This is a genomic window from Streptomonospora wellingtoniae (genome assembly GCF_031845375.1).
Classification (GTDB): Bacteria; Actinomycetota; Actinomycetes; order Streptosporangiales; family Streptosporangiaceae; genus Streptomonospora; species Streptomonospora wellingtoniae.
On sequence record NZ_JAVREK010000023.1, the window covers coordinates 93,050 to 114,922 of the forward strand.

The 21,873-nt window shown below is 72.6% G+C and carries 20 protein-coding genes; 12 read left to right on the forward strand and 8 right to left on the reverse strand.

Annotated features, from left to right (window positions below):
- Nucleotides 1-54: 54 nt before the first annotated feature.
- Nucleotides 55-1,314, reverse strand: a complete 1,260-nt coding sequence (locus RM446_RS19525) for a hypothetical protein (RefSeq protein ID WP_311546809.1) — start codon at nucleotides 1,312-1,314, stop codon at nucleotides 55-57.
- 548 nt (nucleotides 1,315-1,862) lie between these two features.
- On the opposite strand from RM446_RS19525, the gene RM446_RS19530 reads away from it, so the two are divergent.
- The 11 genes from RM446_RS19530 (at nucleotide 1,863) to RM446_RS19580 (ending at nucleotide 14,507) form a co-directional block, all read left to right on the forward strand.
- A complete protein-coding gene (locus RM446_RS19530; protein WP_398695525.1) occupies nucleotides 1,863-2,222 on the forward strand; it encodes an ATP-binding protein in 360 nt (119 codons plus the stop codon).
- 191 nt (nucleotides 2,223-2,413) lie between these two features.
- Nucleotides 2,414-2,590 (forward strand): hypothetical protein, encoded by a 177-nt coding sequence (locus RM446_RS19535; RefSeq protein WP_311546811.1) that lies wholly within the window; start codon nucleotides 2,414-2,416, stop codon nucleotides 2,588-2,590.
- 254 nt (nucleotides 2,591-2,844) lie between these two features.
- Nucleotides 2,845-3,522, forward strand: coding sequence for a hypothetical protein (locus tag RM446_RS19540; protein WP_311546812.1), 678 nt, complete (start codon nucleotides 2,845-2,847; stop codon nucleotides 3,520-3,522).
- A gap of 695 nt (nucleotides 3,523-4,217) precedes the next feature.
- Nucleotides 4,218-5,018, forward strand: a complete 801-nt coding sequence (locus RM446_RS19545; protein ID WP_311546813.1) for a hypothetical protein — start codon at nucleotides 4,218-4,220, stop codon at nucleotides 5,016-5,018.
- 216 nt (nucleotides 5,019-5,234) lie between these two features.
- Nucleotides 5,235-5,615, forward strand: a complete 381-nt coding sequence (locus RM446_RS19550; protein ID WP_311546814.1) for a hypothetical protein — start codon at nucleotides 5,235-5,237, stop codon at nucleotides 5,613-5,615.
- Nucleotides 5,616-5,621: 6 nt separating this feature from the next.
- Nucleotides 5,622-7,556 (forward strand): hypothetical protein, encoded by a 1,935-nt coding sequence (locus RM446_RS19555; protein ID WP_311546815.1) that lies wholly within the window; start codon nucleotides 5,622-5,624, stop codon nucleotides 7,554-7,556.
- Nucleotides 7,543-8,460 (forward strand): PrgI family protein, encoded by a 918-nt coding sequence (locus tag RM446_RS19560; RefSeq protein WP_311546816.1) that lies wholly within the window; start codon nucleotides 7,543-7,545, stop codon nucleotides 8,458-8,460. The genes RM446_RS19555 and RM446_RS19560 overlap by 14 nt, the downstream gene beginning before the upstream one ends.
- A complete protein-coding gene (locus tag RM446_RS19565; protein WP_311546817.1) occupies nucleotides 8,457-10,250 on the forward strand; it encodes a VirB4 family type IV secretion system protein in 1,794 nt (597 codons plus the stop codon). Before RM446_RS19560 ends, RM446_RS19565 begins: the two co-directional genes overlap by 4 nt.
- Nucleotides 10,247-12,577, forward strand: coding sequence for a type IV secretory system conjugative DNA transfer family protein (locus tag RM446_RS19570; protein WP_311546818.1), 2,331 nt, complete (start codon nucleotides 10,247-10,249; stop codon nucleotides 12,575-12,577). Before RM446_RS19565 ends, RM446_RS19570 begins: the two co-directional genes overlap by 4 nt.
- Before the next feature lie 39 nt (nucleotides 12,578-12,616).
- Nucleotides 12,617-13,450, forward strand: coding sequence for a replication-relaxation family protein (locus tag RM446_RS19575; RefSeq protein WP_311546819.1), 834 nt, complete (start codon nucleotides 12,617-12,619; stop codon nucleotides 13,448-13,450).
- A gap of 10 nt (nucleotides 13,451-13,460) precedes the next feature.
- Nucleotides 13,461-14,507 carry a C40 family peptidase gene (locus RM446_RS19580; RefSeq protein ID WP_311546820.1) on the forward strand — a complete coding sequence of 349 codons (1,047 nt, stop codon included), beginning with the start codon at nucleotides 13,461-13,463 and terminating at the stop codon, nucleotides 14,505-14,507.
- A 75-nt stretch (nucleotides 14,508-14,582) separates the two neighbouring features.
- Here the strand turns inward: RM446_RS19580 and hisS are convergent, their stop codons facing one another.
- From hisS to RM446_RS19610, 6 genes are all read right to left on the reverse strand, one after another.
- Nucleotides 14,583-15,881 carry a histidine--tRNA ligase gene (hisS, locus tag RM446_RS19585; protein WP_311546821.1) on the reverse strand — a complete coding sequence of 433 codons (1,299 nt, stop codon included), beginning with the start codon at nucleotides 15,879-15,881 and terminating at the stop codon, nucleotides 14,583-14,585.
- 42 nt (nucleotides 15,882-15,923) lie between these two features.
- Nucleotides 15,924-17,171 carry a hypothetical protein gene (locus RM446_RS19590; protein WP_311546822.1) on the reverse strand — a complete coding sequence of 416 codons (1,248 nt, stop codon included), beginning with the start codon at nucleotides 17,169-17,171 and terminating at the stop codon, nucleotides 15,924-15,926.
- Between the two features lie 44 nt (nucleotides 17,172-17,215).
- Nucleotides 17,216-17,380, reverse strand: a complete 165-nt coding sequence (locus RM446_RS19595) for a hypothetical protein (protein ID WP_311546823.1) — start codon at nucleotides 17,378-17,380, stop codon at nucleotides 17,216-17,218.
- Between the two features lie 120 nt (nucleotides 17,381-17,500).
- Nucleotides 17,501-18,355 (reverse strand): helix-turn-helix domain-containing protein, encoded by an 855-nt coding sequence (locus RM446_RS19600; protein ID WP_311546824.1) that lies wholly within the window; start codon nucleotides 18,353-18,355, stop codon nucleotides 17,501-17,503.
- Nucleotides 18,356-18,373: 18 nt separating this feature from the next.
- Nucleotides 18,374-18,907, reverse strand: coding sequence for a DUF6879 family protein (locus RM446_RS19605; protein ID WP_311546825.1), 534 nt, complete (start codon nucleotides 18,905-18,907; stop codon nucleotides 18,374-18,376).
- Nucleotides 18,879-19,121: a hypothetical protein gene (locus RM446_RS19610; RefSeq protein WP_311546826.1), complete on the reverse strand. Its 243-nt coding sequence runs from the start codon at nucleotides 19,119-19,121 to the stop codon at nucleotides 18,879-18,881. Before RM446_RS19610 ends, RM446_RS19605 begins: the two co-directional genes overlap by 29 nt.
- Nucleotides 19,122-19,343: 222 nt before the next feature.
- Between RM446_RS19610 and RM446_RS19615 the strand changes: the two genes are divergently transcribed.
- Nucleotides 19,344-19,811 carry an NUDIX domain-containing protein gene (locus tag RM446_RS19615; RefSeq protein WP_311546827.1) on the forward strand — a complete coding sequence of 156 codons (468 nt, stop codon included), beginning with the start codon at nucleotides 19,344-19,346 and terminating at the stop codon, nucleotides 19,809-19,811.
- A 64-nt stretch (nucleotides 19,812-19,875) separates the two neighbouring features.
- Here RM446_RS19615 and RM446_RS19620 read toward each other — a convergent pair whose 3' ends face one another.
- Nucleotides 19,876-21,816 (reverse strand): ABC transporter ATP-binding protein, encoded by a 1,941-nt coding sequence (locus RM446_RS19620; RefSeq protein ID WP_311546828.1) that lies wholly within the window; start codon nucleotides 21,814-21,816, stop codon nucleotides 19,876-19,878.
- Nucleotides 21,817-21,873 lie beyond the last annotated feature (57 nt).

The following is a 21,873-nucleotide window of genomic DNA, read 5'->3' on the forward strand; positions in this document are numbered from 1 at the left end:
ATCCGCCCGGTCTCCACGAGCACGGCGCCGGTGTGCCGGTGCGGTCGGGTGGGATCAGTTTGGGAGCTGGGGCGGGTTGTAGGGGATGTCGTCGTGGAGTAGGCGCGCCCAGGTTGGGTGCCACTGCGGTGCGCGCCGCGCCATCTCCTCGCGCAGGTCGCCGATGGGTGCGACGTCGTCGCCGTAGGACGGTTGCCACCAGCTCGGCCAGTGGTCGTAGACCCGCTCGATGTCCACACCCTCCCGACTGGCTTGCACCCGCAGGAATGACCAGCTCCCCTGTGCGGGGTGGGCCTCCTGGCGGCGCAGTTCGAACAGGCCGGGCATGCGGCCGGGCCGGGAGGGCAGTACCGCCCAGGAGCGCTCCAGGATCTGTCGGGAGAGCGCGTTGGAGTCGTCGTCGGAGCCCATGCTCATGGCGCGCCCGGCCGCGTGCACGGTGAGGCGCGCGCTGCCCCCGTTGCGGCGGGCCTGCTCACGCACCGCCTCCACGACGACGTCGAGCAGCGGTGTGGGCTCGGGGGCGGGCCGGTCCATCTCCACCTCTTCGCGCATCGCGGCGGCGACCAGTCGTCCCCACTGGCGGCCGCTGATCGCGGGGACGCGGCGGTCGGGCGGCGGCCCCTCGCCGGCGGGCAGCACCGGCTGGGGCCGCGTTGCGGGGGCCAGCCCCAGTCGCCGGGCGGTGTGCTCGGCTGCGGCGAGGTCGAGCCTGTGCTCGGACCACGGTGCCAGGCCGGTGCGCAGAGCGGCGGCGTCGAGCCGGTGCTGGGAGGCGTGCTCCAGAAGGTGCGCAAGCGGCCGCCCCTCGCCCTCGGCGGCCGGTCCCGCTTCCTCCAGGAGGTCTTCGGCCTGGTCCAGGGCCCGCTCAGCGTCGGCGACATCCTTGAGTAGCAGGCCGAGCCCGTCGTCACCCACGTCGGCGGGGTAGGGGGCGCGTGCCCACGCGGCGCCGTCCCACCAGTAGACCAGCCCGATCGGGTAGGCCTCCTCCATGCCGGCCAGCCACGACCACGGCAGCCAGTCGGGGCCGCCGGCCAGCAGGTCGATGGGGTGGGGGTCGAGGTCGTAGGTGTGGCTGCCCTCGTGGTCGAAACCGACCAGCACGGTGTGCTCGGTGCCGACGCGGCAGAGCCGCCACCAGTTGCCGCCGCCGTCGTCGTGGTGCAGGCCGGAGGCGTCGACGCCGTAGAACCCGGTCCAGTGTCCGCCGATGGCGGCGCAGACCACTGCGAGCATGCCGGCGCGGGCCCACAGGAGGTCGGGGTGGGCGAGGTCGTCGGGGAGCCCGGGCCGGTGGAACTCGGTCGGCATGGGGGTGTTCTCCTCGGGGCGGTTGTGGTGGGGAAGCGACGCTGTCGTGTGTAGCAGGCGCTGCTGACGACGGCCGTCGTTGCCCAGGTGGACCTCCTTAGCAGTGGACTCTTTTCGGTTGCGTCAGCTCCACTTCCCGCCCTGCATCTGCGTCCGGGGCGGGGGTCGACGCGCGTCTGGCCGTGCTCCTCCAGGGCCATCCCGAAGCACGGCCGCCCGTCGCGTGGGGGCCTCACGTGCGGGCATCGCAGCCCTCTGCCATCCCTACTCCGCGGGGCCCGCCGCCGTCGCGCGAGGAGCTGTGGGCGGGCCCGACCCGTCTACGTCCGAGCCTTTCCGACCGCTGCTTCCGGGGACGGCCGACGGGTGCGGAGAAAACTCAGGGGAACACGTTGACCAGCGCATAGAAGGTGCGCCTGGATGGCGGCCGCATCAACAGCACAACGCGAGGAGGATCAGCCGCCATGCCGTACTGCCCGACACCGCCGCCGACGACCGCCCGGCGGCGAACGCAGCGCCGCCCGGTGTTCTCTACCGAACCCGCGGAGGTGCCTGCGGCTCGGGGTTGGATCGCCCACACGCTCGCACCCGCCGACCGTATCGACGACGTCGTCCTAGCCGCCGACGAACTTCTGACCAACGCCCTGCAGCATGCGCCCAGGCCCCGCCGCGCTGGCGACATGGTCGCGATGCTCGCCGTGGAAGAGACCGCGACCGCGCACGTGGTGCAGGTGTGGAGCCGGCGGTCAAAGGCGACGGTGCCCGCGCCCCGCTGCCCCGCACTTGAGGCCGAGCACGGCCGCGGTCTGGCGCTGGTGGCCGCGGTGGCCGACGACTGGGGGTGGGCCCCGGCCGATGGGTGGGTCGCCGTGTGGGCGCGCTTCGCTACGGGAGGTGGTCGGCGGTGATGGGACTGCTGCGCCGCACCCCCGCCCCGGATCGGACCGCGCGCGGCGCGCACGCGGCGGCCCCGACGCCCCGACCGCGGGGTGCGGCACCGCCGCCTACCGCCACGGTGTCCGCATCGCCGGACGCGGCGTCCAGCGCGCGGACGCTGGCTCGCGCGTTGCGGGCGCGGGGGCAGCGCCGGGTCTATGGGGTGGCCGATCCGCGGGTGTCGGTGGTCTCCACGCCCCAGGCGACGGTGTGGTGCCGCGGCGGGGTGCTGTCCTGGCGCGACGGACTCGGGCGGCGGGTGCAGATCCTGGCTGAGGAGATCGAGGCCGCCGTGGACCTGCTGCTCAAGCAAGCGGTCCAGCAGACGGTACCGACATGAAATGCGCCCGATGCGCGCCGGGTGTGTCACCGCTGTGTCCGCGAAGTGTCGGCGATCTGTCACCCCCGCGGCCAGGGTGTCGCCCGCGGCGGCGGAGTTCCGCAGACTGGTCTGGGCGCGGAGCCGGTCTGCCCGCGCCCCTATTGCCTCGGCGAAGTGCCGCTGGCGCGCCGGTTGCCGACCGTGCTCGTGTCCCTCGGCGCGCCCCGATACGTTGGTCCGATTGCGCGAACGCCCAACGGAGGAATCCCCCTGTGCACACCCCCGACCACGGCCCCGCCCGCCCCTCGGGTCCGCCGCCGGCTCCCAGCGGCCCGGGGCAGCAGTACGGGCCGGGCCACCAGCAGCCCCCGCCGGGCGGCTGGTACCCGCCCGGCCCGTCAGCGGGGCACCCCCACCCCCCGGGCGGCGGTTTTCCTGTCGGCCCGGCCTATCCGGCGGCCGGAGGCGGCTACCCGGCGCCCTACGGCCTCGGCCCCGCTCACCCCTATGCGCCCCGGCCCGCCAAGTCCGGCCAGCCCGGCGCGGTGATCGCCGCCCGCATCTGCGCCTTCGTCTTCGGCGGCTTCACTGTGCTGTTTGCGCTCGCCTTCGGGCTCGCCGCGCTGGGCGCCCGCTTCGACTCGGGTATGGGCGCTGAGGCCGAGCGGGTCTCCAACGAGATCGGTATGGGGGCGCTGGCCATGCTCGCGGCGGCGGTGCTGTATTTCGTCATCGGCGGGATCGGGGGCCGGCGGTCCTCGGCGGTGCCGTGGGGCAGTCTGGCCGCCTTCGTCGTTCTGGCGGGGGCGGGGGCGGCCTGCGCGGCGGTCTCATCGGGAACGGTGATGCTGGCGGTGGTGGGCCTGGCGCCGGGCCTGATCCTGTTCGCCCTGCTGCTGGTGCCGCCGTCCCGGCGCTACTACGCCTCGGCGCCGGGTCCGACGGGCTGAGGCGCGTCCTCGCCCGAAACGACTCAGGTCGGCGAGCGGGACGGGGCCGAAGACGTTCATGGCAGCCTTCGCCCCGTTCCGGGACGGTCCTCATGCCACCGCCGCCCTGCTGGGGCCGCCTGACCGTGGCGGAGCCACCGGCCACCGGACCGGTGGCTCCGCCCATTCGTCCGGACACGTGAGGTCTCCTCGCTGTCCTCTGCGCCGTCGTTGGAGCGTCCGATTGCGGGCGGGGCGCAGCGCCGTCGCGTGTCCGGACGCCCCAGCGAGGAGCATTCGGCGACGCGGCGGACATGCCGCCCCGAGGGCGGGTCATTGCATCGTCCGCGAAGCGAGATACGGGGCGGACGCTCGGCGACGCGGCGCCCGTGGCCGGATGCCTCCGCGTCTGAGGCCCCCCGTCGCGGCGTTCGCGCGGTCCGGGACCGTGGCCGGACTCTGTCCGCCCTTCGCGCGAAGATTTTCCACGGGTGGCCGGCTTAGGGATCCCATGACCAGCCCGGCGGTGTCAGCGCAGTTCAGCATCCTTGGGATGCGAGTACCCCGCCGGGACCTGAGTGAGGTGTGTCGCCAGTCTGTCCGCGGCGGGTGGGTGGGGTGTCGCCCGGTGGTTCGCGTCGTGTCGGCGGTGTGTCCGCCGGATCTCTTGCGGTGGGTCGTGGTCAACGAAACCGCGATGCGAAAGGTCCGCTGCCATGGACACCGTCCCCGTCCCGACGTCTGCTTCCGCGCCGCTGCGCGCGGCCGAGCACGCCTTCGCCCGCCTGGCCGAGGAGCTGTGGCTGTTCCCCGAGATCGCGTCCGAGAGTCCGGACGCAGGCGGATGCGTCCCACCCACAACCATGGACCTGCACCGGGTCCGGACGTGGCTGCTGGAGCCGGCCACCAGTCACCGCGACCGCGACCGGACCTGGCGCCGCGTCATCGCCCGCGCCCGCGCCGACGAGGAGTGGATGGTGGCCGCGATCGGGTTGGCCATGCCCGGGCTGCGCGCCGCGGCCCGGCGTGCGACCCGCGGCCTCGATGAGGCGGCGGCCGCCGACGTCGAAGCCGAGATCCTAGCCGCGTTCGTCACCGCCGTCGGCGCGGTCGACCTGTCGTGGACCCGGTTGGTGTGGCGGCTGCGGTGCCGCGCCCAGCGCGCCGGGATCCGCGCCCGCCACCGCGAGGACCGCCAGCCCCGCGTGGGCGACCAGCTGTGCGAGTCGGCCGCGCCGCGGCCGCCGTGGGGCCATCCCGACCTGGTGCTGGCCGACGCCGTGGCCGCCGGGGTGATCACACCGGCGGAGGCGCAGCTGATCGGCGAGACTCGCTTGGCCGCCACCACCCTGCACCAGTTCGCCGCCGACCTCGGCCTGGGCTACAAGACCGTGCACAAGCGCCGCCACCGCGCCGAGGCCCGGCTGGTCGCCGCCATCGAGGCCGGCGACATCGGCACCCGCATCAGCACCCCCGCACCCGGCGGCGGCCCGCCTGAAGCCCCTGCCCTGTCCTGACGCCGCGTATCGCCCCGTCCGTCCCCGGGGTGTCGATTCTGCGGGCGGCGGTGGCGAGGTTTCTGAAGTGAGTTCGGCGCCGCCCACCGGGGTTGCTGCTCTGTTTGCCCTGACAGGACACGCCCGCCCGATCCCGCTTCGTAGAAGGGAGGAGGCCCGCACGGGCGGCGCCGGACCCACCTCACCCGCCCCTCACCGTTTCTGCGGAGGTGCAATGTGACCCGGACCCGAACCCGCCCCCGCCGCCGCGGGCGCCGCCTCCGGCGTCTCGCCGTCATCGGCTGCACGGCCGCAGCACTGCTGGCGGTGCCCGCCGCCCAGGCGCTGGCCCAGGGAGGTGGTGGCCAGGGCACCGACGAGCTGGTCAACGTCATCGGCCGCATCCGCGAGGTCATCATCGCGCTGCTGGCCGCGTTGGCGACCCTGCTGCTGACCGTCGGCGGGCTGCGGTGGCTGTTGGCCGGGGGCGACCCGGGCGAGGTCGATAAGGCCCGCCGCTCGCTGATGGGCGCCGCGCTGGGCTATGTGATCGCGCTTTTGGCCACGGTGCTGCTCGACGTGCTCGAGTTCATCGTGGGCGACGCCGGGGGCGGGTGAGCCCCCGTGCTGCATCCGGTCCAGCCGCGCCCGCCCGAACCCGAGCCCGGTGCCGAACCGTCCCCGCCGCCCAGCCCTGAGCCCAGCCCCTCGCCCGAGCCCTCGCCGGCGCCCCCGCCACCCGAGGAACCCGATGGCGGAGGTTCGGGCGGTGGCGGTGACGGCGGCGGATCGGACGCGCACCTGCCGGAGGAGCTCACCGACTGCGGCGCCCTGGAAGTCTCCTGCCATGTCTCCAACTGGTTCTTCGACCTGGTCACCGGGGCGCTGGACCCGCTGATGGGCTGGTTGGGCTCGCGCGCCTTCCACACCCCGCTGCCCTCCGGCGGTGTGGAGTCTGTGTGGGAGGCGACCCTGCAGGCGACCAGCGTGCTGTATGTGCTGGCGATCCTGGCCGGCGGCGTGATCGTGACAGGCCACCAGAGCCTGCAGCAGCGCTACTCGGCCCGCGAGATCCTGCCGCGGCTCGTTGTGGGGTTCGTGGCCGCCCACACGTCCTTGTGGATCGCCACCGAGATGATCCGCGGCGCCAACGGCATCGCCGCCGGCATCTCCGCCATAGGGGTCGATGCCGGCCGTGCCGCCACCCGCTTCCGCGACCGGCTGGACACCCTGCTGATGGACGCGACCATCTTCGTCGTTCTGATGCTGGTGGTCGTGGTGGTGCTGCTGGTGGTGTGGTGCGTGATGGAGGCGGTGCGCATCGCCGCGACCATCACCCTCATCATCGCCGCCCCCTTGCTGCTGGCCTTCCACGCCCTGCCCCACACCCAGCGGCTGGCCGCGCTGTGGTGGCGGTGCATGGCCGGGGTGCTGGCGATGCCGATCGCCCAGTCGCTGGCGTTTACGGCGCTGGTGCGTGTCGCCTTCCAGGGCGAGATCCACGTCATCGACGAGAGCAACGAGGACTGGCTGGTCAACCTGTCGCTGCTGCTGACGGTGCTCTACATCCAGATCCGGGTGCCGTTTTGGATCATGCGGCTGGTCTGGCGCGACAATCCCGGGTCCTCCCCGTTGGCGGCGGCGGTGCGCACCGCGGTGATGGCGCTGGTCTTCCGCAAGGTCCTGCCGGGCCGCGGCGCCGCGGCGGCGGGTGCGACCCGACGTGGCGGTGGTGGGGCGAGCCCGGTGGGGCGCGGACCCGGCGGGGCAGGCACCCGGTCCGGTGCGGCCCCCGGCGGCGGTGGCTCGACCGGAGGCGGCAGGGCCGGTCGGCGCGCCGGTGCGGGCCCCCGCACATCCGGCTCCTCCAGCAGCGGATCGGCCGGTCCGGCCGCGGGCGGGCGCTCGCGGCCGTCACCTGGGCCGCGCACCCGCCCCATCCGTGCCGGCAGCGGTCGGGACGGTGTTTCTCCTTCTGACGCAACCACCCAGGGAGGTCGTGTGGCCCCACCCGAGCCGTCCGAAGGCCGGCAGATGTCGCTGTTCGCCCGTCCGCGGCGCTGGCGCCAGGGCGTACTGCCCACCCCGCCGCCCACCCGCGTGCCCGGGCGGCGCGCCACCCAGCGGCTGCGCGATCCCGACGCGGCCCCCGCCCGGGAACGCCCGGCCCCGCAGCCTGGGGCGGGCCAGCAAGCCCTGTTCCCCACTCCGCGTACCCGCCCTACCGGCCGGCGATCACCGCAGTCGGGGCGGCCGCGCGCCGCCGAGCCCCCGCCCAACCTCCCGAGTCGGCGCATCGCCCAGCGGTGGAGGGACGCGGCCCCCACCCCGCTGGAGCAGGAGCCCCGGCGCCCCGGCCGCGGCCAGCGACCGCTGTTCGCTAATCCCCAGCGCCCCACTCCGCCCACAGAGCCTGCGCCCCGCAGGGAGTCCAGCCGCCCGTCGGAGCAGCCGCGCCCGGACGCACCCGCGCGCCCCGCACCCAACCCCCGCGGCGGCCCCAACCGAAACCGCGGTCAGTCTTCCGGTGAAAGGACGACGCCCGATGAGCACGAGTGAGACCGGAACGCGGTGGCGCACACAGATCCCCGCCGACATCGACAAACCCGATCCGATCATCGCTGGGCTCAGTGCCCGCCAACTCCTGCTGCTGGCCCCGCTGGTTCTTGCGGCGTGGGCGGCGGTGGGCCTGCTGCGCCCGTATCTGCCGCTGTGGGCCCTGGGCCTGGCCCTTGCCCCGCTGGTAGGGGCGGGGGTGGCGGTGGTTGCCGGGCGCCGCGACGGCATGAGCCTGGACGCCCTGGCCTGGGCCGGAGTGCGGTGGCTGCGCGCCCCCAAACGCCGTGTGGGCGCGCCCGGCGGCATCCGCCCGCTGCCGGCCTGGGCACCAACCGCCCCGCGCCAGCCCGCGCTGGCGCCGCTGCGGCTGCCCGCCCGCGCAATCGGCGACGACGGCACCCTCGACCTGGGCGATCGGCAGGCGGTGATGGTGGAATGCTCCACCCTCAACCTCGCCCTCGCCTCGACCGGGGAGCAGGACGCGGCCGTCGGCGCCTTCGCCGGCATCCTGCACACCCTGACCGAGCCCGCCCAGATCCTGGTGCGCGCCCGCCGCCACGACCTCACCCCGCTCATACACCTCTTGCAGGAGCGGGCTCCGGCGCTGGCCCACCCCGACCTGGAGCAGGCCGCGCTCGACCACGCCGCCTGGCTCGCCGAGTTGCAGGCCGGACGCGACCTGCTGCAGCGCCACCTGCTGCTCGTGCTCACCACCACCGCCGCCGGCGGGCTGCGGGAACGCGCCGAGGACGTGGTCACCCAACTGGCCGCCCTGGGCCTGCGCGCCCGCGTGTGCGACGGGGAGGCGGCCTGGGCTTACCTGCACGACAGCCTCCACCCGGCCACGGACCCTGCCGAACCCGCGGCACCCGAATCCACCGCTACCGAGGAGGAGGAACGTTGAGGTTGCTGCAACGCCTGGCCCGCCCCGGCGGCTCCACCCGCCTGGGCGGGCCCGCCATCGCGACCACCCCGCGCCGCCTCATCGTCGAGGACACCTGGGCCCAGACCCTCATCGTCACCGGCTACCCGCGCGATGTCAGCGCCGGGTGGGCCGACCCCCTGCTGGGCTACCCGGGCCGCTGCGCGGTGGCCGCCCACATCGAACCCGTCGCCCCCGAGGTGGCCGCCCACCGGTTGCGGCGGCGCCGCGCCCGGCTGGAGTCGGCCTGGCGCCACGAGACCGCCCACGGCCGGGTCGAGGACGTCCAAGCCGGGACGGCCGCCGAAGACGCCGCCGCGCTGGCCGAGCGCCTGGCCACCGGCCGCGGCAAACTGTTCCGCCTCGCGCTCTACATCACCGTCTACGCCGACACCGCGCCCGAACTGGCGGCCGAGACCGACCACCTGCGGTCGCTAGCCGCGTCGCTGCTGATCGACACCGCACCGGCCACCTTCCGCCCCCTGGCGGGGTGGATCTCCACCCTGCCGCTGGGCACCGACGCCCTGGGTCAGGCCCGCAGCATGGACACCGACGCCGTGGCCGCCCTGCTGCCGATCACCTCCCCGGATCTGGACACCGCCGAGTTGGGGCAGACGACGGTGGTGTGGGGCACCAACACCCACTCGGCCGGGCTGGTGCTGTGGGACCGCTTCACCCCCGGAATCGACAACCACAACATGGTGATCCTCGCCCGGTCGGGGGCCGGAAAGTCCTACCTCGCCAAGCTCGAACTCCTGCGCTCGCTCATAGCCGGCATCGAGGCCGCCGTCATCGACCCCGAGGACGAATACGCCGCCCTGGCCGAAGCGGTGGGCGGCACCCGAGTGGCGGTGGGCACCCCCGCCGGGCGGATCAACCCCTTCGACCTGCCCGCCCCCGCCGCAGAAGGAGACGGCGACCAGGAGGCGGACCAGGGGCTGACGCGCCGCGCCCTGTTCATCCACACCCTCATCGCCACCATGGTCGGCGACCTGGACGCGACCACCGCAGCCGTGCTCGACAAGGCCATCCTCGCCGCCTACACCGGCGCCGGCATCACCGCCGATACCCGCACCTGGGCACGGAAGCCCCCGGTTCTGGCTGACCTCGCCCACGCCCTGCGTGAACAAGGCGAGGCCGAGGGGGCGCGGTTGGCCGACCGGCTGCACCCCTACACCCACGGCGCCTACAAGGCCCTGTTCGACGGCCCCACCAGCCTGCCGCTCGCGGGCCACCTGGTGGTGTGCTCGCTGCGCCACCTGCCCGAGGAAGCCTCTGACGTGGGCATGCTGCTGGTCCTCGACCGCCTCTGGCGCCGCATCACCGACACCGCCCACGTGCGCCCGCGGCTGGTGACGGTCGACGAGGCGTGGCTGCTGCTGCAGAACCCGGTGGCCGCGAAGTACCTGCAGCGCATGGCCAAAGCCGCCCGCAAACACGCCGCCGGGCTGACCCTGATCACCCAGGACGTGGGCGACGTGCTGGCCACCGACATGGGACGGGCGGTAGCGGCCAACGCCGCCACCCAGGTCCTGCTGCGCCAGGCCCCGCAGAACCTCGACGCGGTGACCTCGGCCTTTCAACTTTCCCACGGCGAGCGCCAGATCGTGGCCGCGGCCCCGCGCGGGGACGCGCTGCTGTTGGCCGGCCACCAGCGGGTGGGGGTGCACGCCCTGGCCGCCCCGCACGAGGACGCCCTGATCACAACTTCCCCAGAGTTCACGGCCGCGCCCTCGGGCCGCGCGGCCGGCCCAGAGGAGGACGGGGCATGAGGACCTCCGGGATCGACACGGCAATTGCCCACGCCGGCCCCGCCATCGGGCTGGCCGCCGCCACGGGTGCGGCGGCCCTGGTGGCGGTGGCCGTCCTGCGGTGGCTCCGCTACCGCCTGGCCGCCCAGGGCGCCCGCCTGGTGGAGATCCACCCGCCGCCCACCGCCACCCTGGAGGGGGCCGAGGCGTTCTGGTCCCAGATGCCCGGGCTGCTGCGCCCCCGCTGGTCCCGGATGCTCGCCCAACCTCACCTGGCTTGGGAATACACCGCCGCAGCGGCCGGGATCAGCATCCGCGTGTGGGTGCCCGGCACCATCCCGCCCGGGCTGGTGGCCCGCGCGGCCGCCGCGGCCTGGCCCGGGGCGACCACCACCACCCGCCCCGCTGCCCCCGCGGTCCCCGCTGGGCAGAAGGCGACGGGCGGGTGGATGCGCCTGGCCCGCGGCGATGAATACCCGCTGCGCACCCGCTTCCATGAGGACCCGCTGCGCGGGCTGCTGGGCGCCCTCTCCGGTCTGGAACCCGGGCAGTACGTGTGTGTGCGCGTGTGCGCCCGCCCCGTCACCGGGCCGCGGCTGGCCCGCGCCCGTGCCGTCGCGGCCCGCCTGCGCGGCGCACACACCGCGTTGTGGGCCGACGCGTTCGACCCCGGACGGTCGGGGCGGCGCGGCGTGCTGCCGCCCGACGTGAGCGAGAACGTCCGCGCGATCTTGACCAAGGCCCAGTCCCCGCGGCTGGCCTGCCAGGTCTCCTACCACCTGGCTACCACCCTCTCCGACTCCGAGGCCGGTGAGCGGATGCGCGGGCGCGCCGCAGCCGTGGCCGGCGCCCTGGCGGTCTTCTCCGGGCCCAACCACCTGCGCCGCGGCCTCCTTATGGGGCGCATGTGGGCCCCACGGGTGTGGGCCCACCGGCGCTATTTGGCCCGCGGCTACCTGCTCAGCACCCTGGAACTGGCCGCCCTGGCCCACCTGCCCACCGACGCGGCGGTGCCCGGGCTGGCACGGGCCGGTGCCCGCAGCATCCCCCCGGTGCCCGCCGTGCCCACGGGCGAGGCCGAGCCCGCCCGGGTGGTAGGCGACGCCGACGCTGGCCCCACCCGGCCCGTCGCCCTCGGCGTACCCGAGGCCCGTCAGCACACCCACATCATCGGCGCCACCGGCAAAGGCAAATCCACCCTGCTCGCCAACCTCGCCCTGCAAGACGCCAAGGCGGGCCGGGCCGCCCTGGTCATCGACCCCCGCGGCGACCTGATCACCGACATCCTCGCCCGCCTGCCCGAACACGCCGCCGACAAGACCATCCTGTTCGACCCCGACGACAATGCCCCGCCCCCGCGCCTCAACCTCCTGCACGGCGCCGACGCGGACTTCGTCTCCGACACCGTCGTGGGCATCTTCCGCCGGATCTATGCCCACTCGTGGGGACCGCGCACCGACGACATCCTGCGCGCGGCCACCCTCACCCTCGCCCGCACCGGCGACCCCACTCTCACCCTGGGGGAGATCCCGCCGCTACTCACCGACGAGAACTACCGCCGGTCCATCACCGCCCGCGTGCGCGACCCGGTCCTGGCCGGGTTCTGGGACTGGTACGAACAGCTCTCCTCGGGCGCCCGGGCCGCGGCCACCGGCCCCGTCCTCAACAAACTGCGCACCGCTCTGCTGCGGCCCTGGGTGCGCCAGGTCATCGCCTCCGGACCCTCCACCGTCGACCTCGCCTCAGCGTTCGACACCGGCCGGCTCGTGCTGCTGCGCCTGCCCAAGGGCGTCCTCGGCGAAGACACCAGCTCCCTCGTCGGAGCACTGGGGTTGGCCGCCACCTGGCAGACCGTCACCGCCCGCGTCAGCAAGCCCGAGCATGAGCGCCCGGATGTGGGCGCTTTCATCGACGAGGCCCACAACTTCCTGCTCCAGCCCGGCTCGCTGGCCGACATGCTCGCCGAAGCCCGGGGCTATCGCCTCTCGCTGACCCTGGCCCACCAGGAACTGGGCCAGCTCCCTACCGAGCTGCGCAAGGCGCTGGCCGCCAACGCCCGCTCCAAGATCTACTTCACCTGCTCACCGGAGGACGCCGCAGCCCTGGAGGCCCACACCCTGCCCGGGCTGGGCGCCCACGACCTCACCCACCTCGGCGAGTACCAGGTGGCCGCCCGCCTGCTGGTCGGCGCCGTTGAGCGCCCCGTCGCCACGCTGCGCACCCGCCCCCTGCCCCCGCCGGTGCCCGGGAGGGCCACCGCGGTGCGCAAGGCCGCCCGCCACCACACCCCGCACCCGCCCGCGGCGCAGCACGCCCCGGCCCTGCCCGACGTCCGCACCCGCCTGTGACCCCCGCGCGACACCAGCAGAGGAAGGAGGAGCCCTCCCGTGCCGCCCCGCCTGAGCCCGGGCCTGCTCACCGCGCTGGCCCACCGCCTCACCCCCCGCGACTACACCCTCCTACAGGCCCTCCACGATCAGCGTCTGCTCACCACCCAACAGGTGGCCGCCCTGTTCTTCGGCCGCCGTTCCTCCCGGCGGGCCCGCACCCGGCTGCTCACCCTGCACCGCCTGGGCGTGCTGGAGCGCTTCCGCCCCCACACCGCCCCCGGGTCGGCCCCCTGGTGCTGGGTGCTGGCCTCGGCCGGGGTGCACCTGCTCGCCCGCCACCGCGACCAGCCCGCCGCCGAGCTCGCGCCGCGGGCTGAGCGCGCCCTCGCACTGGCCCACTCGGCCCGGCTGCACCACCACATCGGCGTGCGCGAGGTCCTGGTCGCCGCCACCCTGGCCGCCCGCACCGACGAGGGGCACCGCCTGGAGATCTGGTGGGACGAGGCCCGCTGCGCCCAGGAATGGGGCACCTACATCCGCCCCGACGCCTTCCTGCGCTACCGCCACCCCGGCGGAGCCGTCGACGCCTTCCTCGAGTACGACACCGGCACCGAACCCCTCGCCCGGGTCGCGGCCAAGCTGCCGGGCTATGAGCACCTGGCCGAGGCCACCCGCATCACCACCCCGCTGCTCCTCACCACCACCGCCGCCACCCGCGAGACCAACCTGGCCGAGCGCCTCGCCGAGGAGCCGGCCCCCCACGTACCGGTGTGGCTGACCACCGCGGCCCAACTCCTCGATCCCGGACCCGCCGAGCCCGTCTGGCGGCCCCTCCGCGACGGCCCGCACCGCAGCCTCACCGACCTGCACCGCCCCGCCGCCCAGACGTAGGGAGAGCCGGGTGCTCAAGCTCCTCATCGCCGCCGTCGCCGCCCTGATCGCCCTGCCCGTGCTGCTGGGCGCCATCGCCACCGGCAGCCCCTCCCAGGCCCCCGCCCACGTCGACGGGATACCCGACCGGCTGCTGCAGGCCTACACCAGCGCGGCCGCCGAACTTGCCGCCACCGGCAAATGCGACGGGATGCGCTGGCAGATCCTCGCCGGCATCGGCCAGATCGAATCCGACCTCGCCGCCGGGCACGACATCGACGCCAACGGCGACATCACCCCGCCCATCATCGGCCCCCGCCTCGACGGCTCCGGCACCGGCGGCAACACCACCCCGCACTACGACACCGACCACGGGCGCTGGGACCGCGACACCACCTACGACCGCGCGGTCGGCCCCAACCAGCACCTTCCCTCCGGGTGGGACGACTACGGCGCCGACGGCAACAACGACGGGGTCGCCGACCCGCACAACGCCGACGACTCCGCCCTGGCCTCCGGTCGGGAGCTGTGCTTCAGCGGCGGGGATTCTGGCACCAACTTCACCGATCGGGAGGAATTGTCGTCGGCCTTGTTCCGCTACAACCACAGCGACCGATACGTCGCCGACGTGCTGGTGGCCATCGACCGGTTCGACCAGGCCGCCCCCGACCTCGGCGGCGACCCTGCCAGCGACCAGGGCCAGGCCGCGGTGGCCTGGGCGCTGGACCAAGTCGGCAAGCCCTACGTGTGGGGCGGAGTCGGGCCAGGCGGGTTCGACTGCTCCGGGCTGGTCATGCGCGCCTGGCAGGCCGCCGGAGTGGACATCCCCCGGGTGACCACCGACCAGTACGGGGCCGGTACCCGCGTGGACCGCAGCGAACTAAAGCCGGGCGACCTGCTGTTCTACGACACCACCGACGTCGGCTCGCCCGGCCCCGCCCCCAGCCACGTCACGATGTACATCGGCGACGGGGAAATGGTCAACGCACCCTCCACCGGTCAGAGCGTGCGAATCCAGCCCGTGCGCGACGACTTCTACGGCCCACGGTTCATGGGCGCCGTCCGACCGGGCAAATAGGAGCTGTTGCGGGGGAGCCCGCGCACCGGTGGAGAGAACGGGCCGCCCAAGGGCGGGCCCGGCACGTCGGAGGGGTCAGCCTCGAAGGAGACGCTGGATGCCGGCAACCGCGTCCGCGTCGGGCACCCGCTGCTGCTCACCGGAGGCCATGTCGCGCACTGCCATCTCACCGGCCGCCTGTTCGCCGGCGCCGCGGATGACGGCGAGGCGGGCGTTGCGGTCGTTGGCCCACTTGAGCTGGCGTGCGAGTTTGCTGGAGGAGCCCAGATAGGTTCCCACGCGCAGGCCGCTGCGGCGCAGCTCGTGGGCCAGCCGCATGAGGTCGGCCTCGCCGCCGTCGAGCACGGTCAGCGCCACATCGAGGCCCGGCTCGTCTTCTGGCGCCGGCTCGCGCATGGCGAGGATGCGTTCGATGCCCACCGATCCGCCGACGGCGGGCACATCCGGCCCGCCGAGCGCGGCGACCAGCCGGTCGTAGCGGCCGCCGGCGGCGACGGCCCCGGGGTAGCCGGCGGCCTCGACCTCCCAGATGGCGCCCGTGTAGTAGTCCAGGCCGCGCACCATGCGCGGGGCGAAGGCGGTGCGCCCTTGCAGGCCACTGGTCAACTCCAGTAGCCGGTCGACTTCGGCGAGCCCTTGTTTGCCGCGCGGGTTGGCCTCCAACTTGGCGCGGATGCGGTCCGGGCTGTCGGCCGCGATGTCGGCGATCATGCTCTCGGCGGTTGCGGCGGACACACCGCGCTCGGCCAGTTCGGCGACGACGGCTTCGGTGCCGACCTTGTCGAGTTTGTCCAAGGTGGCCAGGACTCCGTCGCCCAGCGCGGCCTCGACGCCGTAGACCTCGAGCAGACCGCGAAGCGCTTCACGGCTGTTGACCAGGAAACGGAAGTCGGCGATACCCAGTGCTTCAAGAGCGTGGGCGACGGCGTAGACGATCTCGGCGTCGGCCAGTGGCGAGTGGGAGCCGACGGTGTCCACGTCGCACTGGACGAACTCGCGGAAGCGGCCTTCCTGGGGACGGTCGGCCCGCCACACGGGGCCGATGGCGTAGCGCTTGAACGGGGAGGGCAGCTTGGAGCCGTGGGTGCCGATCACGCGTGCCAGCGGCACGGTGTGGTCGTAGCGAAGCGCAAGGTCGGCTTGGCCGCTGGTCTCGTGGACGCCGCGCCGAAGGATCTTGAACAGGAGGCTGGCGGCTTCCTCGCCGTATTTTCCGGTGACGACGTCGAGCCGTTCGAAGGCCGGGGTCTCCAGCGGGTCGAATCCGTAGCGTTCGAAGACATCGGAGACGGCGGCGATCGCCGACTTGCGGCGGCGCAGTTCATCGGCGAGGAAGTCGCGCGTGCCGGACGGTGCTTGGGCGGCCTGGCCCATGGGTGTGGCCTCCTGCGTTGCGCTGCGTGATCGGCGACAAGCCTACTGGGGGTGCGTGGTGGGCGAATGCCATTGCGGAAAGTGCTCGAGAAGCAGCTCGACCATCGCCGACTGCTCGGGGGTGGTCGCGTAGCCGGTATGCAGCAACGGCGTCGTGCCCACGTGCGAAAGCTCCTGCCAACCTCCCGTCTCGTCCATCAGCGACTTGATTCCGCTCATCAGAGAGAGCGACATCTGCGGCACCAGCGCGTCCAGGCAGTGCGCCAGGTAGTAGATGGACGAGCGCCGTACCGCGGTGGAATCGACCCGTTCGGCGTAGTTGCTCTCGCTGACACTGGGATAGCAGGCGTCCAGCAGACTCTTGGGCACATCCCACACCGGCATCAGCACCTCCACCTCACCGGTCCGGCGGCGTGGGAACGGCAGCGGCCGACGGCCGTTCATCAGCAGGAAGAGCAACTCGGCCATCACGTCCTCGCGCTGGTATCCCACCAGCAGGTGGCCGGCGGCGCGCTCCGCGCAGAGCGCGCGCCCCACCAGATTGACGAAGAACGTGCCGAAGAAGTGGGAGGAGTCGGCGCCGTAGGCCTGCTCGAAGCGTGCCCACAGCGCGCGGGGTGAGCCGCTCATCCCCACGAGCGCTGTCGTGTCTTCGGGATGGAGCACGACGTGCTCGAACCCCGCGTCGGCACACAGCGCACGGGCCCGCTGAGCCGCGGACTCCGGCCAGAGCGGATCCATCACCAGCGTGAAGCAGGTGACCGCCGACGGATCCAGGCCGTGTTCAGCCGTGTAGCGGACCACACCCTGCACGAGGCTGCTGCTGTCGCCGCCACCGGAGATACCCGCGACAAGGGGCACAGGGATCTCATGGCGGGCGAGGAAGTCGGCGATCTTGGTGAAGACGATCTCGCGCATGGCGGTGTCGTCGACGAGGTGCGCCCGATGTTGTGGACTCTTGCCGTCGTCGGCGTAGTGGAAGTCCAGCAGCGCCGTGGTCGGCTCGTCGGCATGGCGCACGGTCTCGATCTCAGCGGGGCGCAGCGCGTCGATGTCGGTGTTGCGCATGCACTGCAGAAGGACCGTGTGGTGCTGGGGGACCTGCCCGGGGGTCAGGGTCATGGGAATGGGCTTCAGCGATCCGTCGCCGGGCACTTCGTAGGCTTGAAACAGCGACGGCGGGAGGCGGTTGGCCAGCAGCAGCTCCGCCAGCGTTAGTTCCGGCGCCGGTTTCAGCGGCCGCGCGCCGGCGCTGAACAAAAGGGTGACCCTCGCGTTCCAGTCGTGCATCCCTGTCTCCATTCCCTGACCCCCGGATTCTGTTGGGATGCGGCCTACAGGTGGGCGGTGAGCGCGGGAACGGCGAGGATCTCCTCGATGCGTTCATCGGTCATGCGGTCGATCCCGCCCTGCGGCAGGGTCCGAGTCATGACTTCGGTCAGCTGGGACATGGTGGACGGTGCCGCGGGCTTTGCGGCCGCAGCGGATTGAGCGTTCACGCCATCTCCTTCGGGGTCGCCGTGTTCGCAGCGCTATCGCAGCGGGAAACGCCTCGATGGCTGCGCGGCTAACGTAGTCAGACGGTCCAGACGCGCTCAATCAAGTTGCATGAAGTTGCGCTAGGAGTCCTTCAGTGAAGCGATGGCCGATGTGATCAAATCGCGCGCATCATCCCCGTGGACCGCGAGTTTGTGCAGTTCCGCGAAGGCTGCGAGATAGGTCGCGATCTCCGTGGGGGCACGCAGCGTCACGTCAGTCGTCAGCAACTCCACCTGCACGAGCCGGTCGTCGAAGATGTAGCAGGCTTCCAGCGGCCACATCGGCCGGGGTGCGGTGAAGGGGATGATCCCGAGAGACACCGTGGGCAGCGACATGATCGACAGCAGGTGCCCCAACTGGCCCGCCATCGTCGCGGCGTCTGCGATGCGGTAGCGGAGCACCGCCTCCTCGACGATCAGGGCGAAGCGGCGGTGACCGTCGTGGATGATCTGCGAGCGCCGGGTGCGGGCGGCCACCGCCTCGGAGACGTCGTCGGGAATCCGGCGGAAGTCGGTGATGGAAGAAAGCAGCGCCGCCGCATAGGCGGGGGTCTGGACGAAACCGGGGACGATGTCCGGTGAGTAGACGCGGAAGTGCGTCGTTTCGCGATAGCGCTCAACGTAGGAGTCCTGGAGCCGACGCAGCCCGGTCCGCTGCTTGCGCTGCCATTCCACGAACATCGACTCGGCGTTGCGCGAGGAGGCGATGAGGTCCTCGGTGTGCCGTTCAGCGCCGCAGGCCGCGCACCAGGCGCGGATGTCGGTGTCGGAGGGCGGAGTCCGCGCGTTCTCGATGCGCGAGGACTTGGCCTTGTGCCAGCCGCAGCGCTGCGCCAGCTCGACACCGGTGAGTCCTGCCTCCAGGCGCAGCTCCCGCAGCCGTGCGGCGACGGCGGCGCGGGCGGCCTGCGCGCTGGAGGACGGGAAAGTCGGCATCGGGGGCGGTCGGAACAGTCAGGAGGGATCGACGGTGTACTCGCCATGGGGGACCGCCCGGTCCCACACCTCGGCGAAGGCCGAGCCGCACAGACGCACGAGGTCGGGATCCTCGCTCACCTCTTGATCGAGGAGCACCCCGTCACCGCTGAAGTGGTAGATACGCACCAGGCGGTCGTCGAACAGCCAGATGTCATTGCCGGGCAGGGCGATGTCGGTGGCCCGGCGGCGCGGCAGCCAGCGCACCTGCTCACCGGCGCGGATGTTGGCCTCGGTGATGTAGTGCTCGTAGCGGATGTAGTCGCTGAGCGGCTCGGAGACGACACGCGCCCGGCATACGGAGACACCGCGGGCGACGGCGTCGGCGACGGCCTGGTAGTAGGGATGCCACCAGGACTCCCGGTCATCCCAGTCGGTGCGGTGGCCGCGCTTCCAGGCTTCGAAGTCCTCGGCTTCGTCGGCCACGGCATAGGCGTCCCGCATCTCCAGATGAAGTGCCGACTTATGGCAGTCGGCCAGCATGTCAATGAACGTCGGCACGTTCGGCTGCATCACAGGCCTCCCTCATCATCGCGACCATACGGGACGGCATCCGCACAACCGTCTCATGATCGGGGATGGGACCGGCTTCCAGGCAGTCGGCCCGGGTCCGGCTATCGGCGATCCATCCCTGGACCACCAGGTCACCGTTCGCTTGGTCGACGAACACCGCCGGCGACCCGTCCTTACCGGACTGCGGGTCCTTGCCGATGAACTGCAGGGCCATGGTCTCCTCCTGACTAGTGTTGCATGCGTTGCACGACTACGAATCTCGCATTGTGCAAGGATCCCGTCAATAGAATGATCGAAGTCACCTTTGGAAGTGTTTCCAATGCCGGAGCACACACCGAGGTTGCGCAACACGGCCGCTCGACAACGAGCGCATGGCCCGCCCTCCATTGATCCCATTGAAGGTCGAATTTCCCCAGAGCGGGAGGAGCGCCACGGTATGGGCAGGACCGAGTACTACCACGACCCGAGCGCGCCGAAGGCGAATACGCTCATTCCCGCCAGCAACCTGCTGGTGGCCGACGACCGGGGCGCGATCCTGCTCCAGCGCCGCCGCGATACCGGTCAGTGGGCGCTGCCGGGCGGTGCCCAGGACATCGGCGAGTCCCCGGCCCAGTGCGCCATACGTGAGTGCGAAGAGGAGACCGGCGTCATAGCGGAGGTCACGGGCTTCCTCGGTGTTTTCTCCGATCCCCGGCACATCGTTGCCTACACCGACGGCGAGATTCGCCAGCAGTTCGAAGTCGCCTACATCGGCCACCCCATCGGTGGCGCACCGCGCGTCAACGACGAGTCTGATGGGGTCGAGTGGGTTCTGCCGGATCACCTGGACGACTTCGACATCCACACGAGTATGCGCCAGCAGATCGGCCTGTACCTGCGCGGGGAGTACCCCTATCTCGGATGATCAGCATTCCGGTGGTGCTTTCTCCCGTGGATGACCGGTTCCTTTGAACGGCTCGTTGGCCCGCCTACGAATCTCCCGTCGCTCGGACCGGCGAGACCGGGCCCCCGTTGTAGGCGGCGGCTTGGATGCCGTACAGCTCCGCATACAGCCCGCCGCGGGAGATCAGATCGGTGTGGGTGCCCTGCTCGACCACGCGGCCGTGGTCGAGCACGTAGATCCAGTCGGCGGTGCGGGTGCTGGCCAGCCGGTGGGTGATCAGCAGGACCGCCGCCCCCTGCGCGGCGGCCTGGAACGTGGCGAACAGCCGCTCCTCGGCGCGGGCGTCCAGCGCGGCGGTGGGCTCATCGGCGATCACCAGGTCGGCGTGGGGGTAGAGGCCGCGGGCGGCGGCGATGCGCTGGCGCTGCCCGCCGGAGAGGTCCTCGCCGTCTTTGAACCGGGTGTCCAGCGGGGTGGCCAGCCCGTGGCCGAGTTCGTGGACCACCGCGTCGGCGCCGGACAGGCGCAGCGCCCGTTCCAGCCGGCCCGCATCGGTGGCCTCGGCGGCGGCCATGGTGATGTTGCGTTCGGCGGAGAAGGGCCACTGCTGGTACTGCTGGCGGATCAGCCCGATCCGGGCGTGCAGTTGCTCCTGGTCGAGGTCGGTGATGGCGGTGCCGTTCCAGCGGATGGCCCCGGCATCCGGGGAGTAGAGCCCGGAGATGAGGGTGGCCAGGGTGGACTTGCCCGAGCCGTTCTCGCCGACCAGGGCCACCACCTGGCCGCGTTCGACGGTGATGCTGACGTCGGTGAGCGCGTTGGTGGCCGCGCCGGGGTAGGCGAAGTCCACGCCCTGCACGCGCAGCTCCTGCAGCGGCCCTGGGGTTGTGCCGCTGGTGGCGGGCGGGGTGCGGCGGCGGGCCTCGGTGAAGGCCTCCAGCAGGTCGGACAGATACAGCCCGGACTCATAGCAGGAGTTGATGGCGCTCATCAGCCGGTCCAGGGCGGCCTTGCCCTGGCCCAGGGCCACGTAGGCGGCGCCGGCCACCGCCAGCGGCATGAGTCCGGCCAAAAGGAGTGCGATCAGGGCAGTGTAGGTGGCCAGGGTCGCGATGCCGCCCAGCACGTCGCCCAGGGCGCGGGTGCGGGTCTGGTCGCCCACCACCGCCAACAGCGAATCGCGCACATGGTCGGAGATGCGGGAGAACTCGGCCAGCAGCATGGGCCGCATCGCATAGGCGCGCAGCTCGGCGGCACTGTCGCGTTCGGTCATAGCGTGGGTGTACATGTACAGCAGCCGGTTGGAGGTGCTCAGCGCCCGCATCCGCTCATAGCGCATGCGGGCCGAGCGGATCGCGGCCCAGCCGACGGGGGCCACGGTCAGCACCAGCAGCGGCAGCAGCACGGGGTGCAGCACGGTGACGACGGTGGCCACGGCCAGCAGGCTGATGAGTTCGGTGGCGATGTCGGCGGCATAGCCGGTGATGCGCCCGGCCTCGTAGGTGCCCAGGGTGCGGGCGCGGTGCAGCTGGTCGCACCAGTCGGAGTCGTCGAAGGCCTCCAGGCGGGTGGCGGTGGCCACCGACACCAGCTCGACCTCCACGGCCCGTTCCACCAGCGGGGTCAGGCGGCCTTGGGCCCAGATCGCCCCGGAGCGCAGCCCGGCGCGGGCCACGATGGCCGCCCCGGCCAGCAGCAGGGAGGGCAGGGCGGCCTGGAGCCGCTGGGGGGTGGGGCCTTCGGCGAAGAGGCCCTGCAGGATGCCGACGACGGCGGTGAGCACGACGGCGGAGACGGCGCCGGCGGCGACGTTGAGTCCGATGGTGAGCAGGGTCTCGCGGGGGCCGGCCTTCCACGACCAGGCCAGGGCGGTGGCGATGAGGGCGGGCAGGCGTGTGAGCATGCGCCGCAGCGACAGGCGGGTCAGGTCGGAGAACCAGGGGTGGAAGCGGCTGGTGAGCTTCCCCCTGTAGCGCGGACACTTGAGGTGAGGGCAGGCGTGATCATCAGGAAGGATGTCGTCCATGCCCTCTCCACACTCGCCCGAGTTCCGCCGCCGCGCTGTCGAGCTGGCGCGCCAGGG